This window comes from Photobacterium sp. OFAV2-7 (genome assembly GCF_022347985.1).
Taxonomy (GTDB): domain Bacteria; phylum Pseudomonadota; class Gammaproteobacteria; order Enterobacterales; family Vibrionaceae; genus Photobacterium.
Window position 1 is genome coordinate 1 of sequence record NZ_JAKRFQ010000708.1, and the last position, 2,803, is coordinate 2,803.

A 2,803-nucleotide genomic window follows, 5' to 3' on the forward strand; every position below is an offset into this window, starting at 1 on the left:
TCATCGGCACCATGATTATGGGTGTACTGCAAAACGGTCTGGATCTGCTCAACGTATCAGCCTATTGGCAGCAGGTCGTGAAAGGTCTGGTAATTGTCGTGGCCGTTATCTTCGATATGAAGCGACAGAAAAAGAGCAAGTAACTGACCACGTAATAAATTTAATTTAATTCACTCTTCTTTATACCAATCTGGATGAGTAGTTGTTCAGATAGTTGCGCAGGAAAAATCACTTAGAACAAGGCATGAATTGCTGCTAACTAGTTACTCTAATTACAAAATTCATAACGCAGTTAAAAGTAATTTTAACCAGCAAGAATGATCAAATACTTATGTAGATTGGTATTACTTCAAGTTTGACTGTAGGCCCCTTGGGTTGAGGTAGCCACGTTTCTCCCAGGACGCGTGGCTTTTTTTTTCGCGTTTTTTTCTAAATTGAGCCCAAATTAGTCGTTGTTCTGTCCCCCCGAACAGTGACCATGATCGAAATGATTATTCCAAAATGGAATTACAACACCTGAATTTGAAAAATACGTTTCACTTCAATGCACAAAACCCTACAATTAAGTCAGAACTTTTAAACGGAGACAAAGATGTCCGCAGCTACTAACCTGACTGAGCTTCAGGATCAGATTCGCTCTCGCTATGGCGATTTGAGCAAGCGTCTGCAACAAGTCGCTGAGTACGTGCTGGATAACACAAACAGCATCGCTTTCGATACAGTGGCGGTGATCGCCAAACAAGCCGACGTACCCCCCTCTACCCTTATCCGCTTTGCCAATGCCTTTGGCTTTACCGGTTTCAATGAAATGAAGCAGCTATTTCGTCGTAACCTGGTTGAAGAAACAGCAAGCTACACCGACAGAGCAAGGCTTTTTAAGGAACTGGAAGGTGATCATACCCCACCTGAGCGTCCGGAGGATATTCTGCAGGAGTTTGCTCGCGCCAATGCTCAAGCTATGCAGCAACTCGCCACGCAGACTTCACCGGAAAAACTGCAACAGGCAGTCGATATCCTCGCCAATGCCGACAACATCTACCTAATAGGTCTGCGTCGCTCATTCAGTGTTGCATCCTATCTGACCTATGCACTGCGCCACCTTGAGCGCCGGGCATTCCTGATTGACGGCCTTGGCGGGATGTTCAAAGAACAGCTTAGCATGATCGGCCCCAATGATGCCGTTATTTCAATTAGCTTCACTCCCTATGCCCAGGAAACGGTCGAGCTCAGTGAAATCGTCTCTCAGGTCGGTGCCAAGCAAATCGTCATGACCGATAGCCAGATCAGCCCATTGGCTTCATTTAGCGATGTTTGTTTCATTGTCAAAGAAGCTCAGGTCGATGCATTCCGCTCTCAGTCCGCCTCTTTATGTCTGGCTCAGACTCTGGCCGTATCATTGGCATACAAGCAAGGAGAAACAAAAGACACACCGAAGGCGGGAACAGCAACCCATTAGGCCTTTGTGGCCTACTTCAGTCACCCTCCCTGCACAATTTGAACGACTAACCTCAAGTTAGAGCCTCTCAAGCTAACAACTCACCAGCAAAAAAGCCTCGCAATTGCGAGGCTAAAACTAAGCGATTTATCCAATCAAGCTCTTTATCAGCCGACGCGGTATCAATGGGGGTTGATACCGGGCCGAATTCAGCTCCCTACTCACCTAGGTTCTCTGAACAAATCACTTGTAAGAATACGGGGTAAAACTTGTCAGACACTACAGCGTCACTGTCTTGCCACTATGGAGCGCCTCAAGTGCTGCCTCGGCCAGAACCAGCGCTTGCTCACCATCATCGCCATTACATTCCGGCTCGCATTTACCAGCCAGGACATCAACAAAATGCTGCCATTCTGCAATATAGGCAGCCTGATAGCGTTCCAGGAAGAAATGCTGTGGCTTGGCACTGATACAACCTTTCTCCCCCCAGTGCTGAACCAGGTTTTCTTTGACATTCCCGGCCTGAAGCAAGCCCTTCTCACCATGAAGCTCGATACGCTGATCGTAGCCATAGCCAGAGCGGCGGCTGTTGGTAATTGTGGCGATTGCACCTGACGGGAAATTCATCACAATTACGGCTGTGTCGATATCGCCGGCTTCTCCAATAGCCGGATCAACCATGCAACTACCATGGGCTGAAATAGAGACAGGATCTTCACCGATGATAAAACGGGCCATATCCAAATCATGGATTGTCATATCCCGGAACATTCCACCAGAAACTTTGCTGTACTCCGCTGGCGGTGGCGACGGATCACGCGAAGTGATAAGCAGTGATTCGGCTTTGCCGGTCACACCCGCACTTAGTTGTTCCCTTACCTGACGGAACTGAGGATCGTAACGGCGGTTGAAGCCCACCATCATAGGCGCATTATGCTGCTTCACAACTGCCAGACAGTCACGTACACGGCTAAGATCAAGGTCAATTGGCTTTTCACAGAAAATTGCTTTGCCATTTTGGGCAGCCAACTCGATTAAATTGGCATGGGTATCAGTTGCTGAACCAATGCATACCCCATGAACAGCCGGATCAGTCATCGCTTCTTCTACGCTCTGAATAACAGCATCGTACTGAGTTGCCAGTTTCTGTGCCCCTTCCAAATAAGGGTCGATCACAGAGTAGAGATTCGTTTCCGGGTGATTAGCAATATTGACAGCATGAACCTGACCAATACGGCCAGCCCCAAATAGCGCGATATTAAACATGCCTGACTCCTTAGCTAGCGAGCAATGATCTCTATTTATCAAAGCACTCGCGGGTTTCACGTTATTGAAATAATGTTTTCGCTTTATTTATTTTTATCAGCG

General features: G+C 47.4%; 2 protein-coding genes. One reads left to right on the forward strand and one right to left on the reverse strand.

The features are described from left to right. Positions 1-592: 592 nt before the first annotated feature. Positions 593-1,456: a MurR/RpiR family transcriptional regulator gene (locus MHN01_RS23375; RefSeq protein WP_239413750.1), complete on the forward strand. Its 864-nt coding sequence runs from the start codon at positions 593-595 to the stop codon at positions 1,454-1,456. A 258-nt stretch (positions 1,457-1,714) separates the two neighbouring features. On the opposite strand, the gene iolG is transcribed toward MHN01_RS23375, so the two are convergent. Next, positions 1,715-2,701 (reverse strand): inositol 2-dehydrogenase, encoded by a 987-nt coding sequence (iolG, locus tag MHN01_RS23380; RefSeq protein WP_239413752.1) that lies wholly within the window; start codon positions 2,699-2,701, stop codon positions 1,715-1,717. Between the last annotated feature and the right edge of the window lie 102 nt (positions 2,702-2,803).

Excerpts from the sequence above, each read along its gene's own strand:
- MHN01_RS23375 (WP_239413750.1), top strand. The coding sequence starts at position 593 with ATGTCCGCAGCTACTAACCTGACTGAGCTTCAGGATCAGATTCGCTCT.
- iolG (WP_239413752.1), bottom strand. The coding sequence starts at position 2,701 with ATGTTTAATATCGCGCTATTTGGGGCTGGCCGTATTGGTCAGGTTCAT.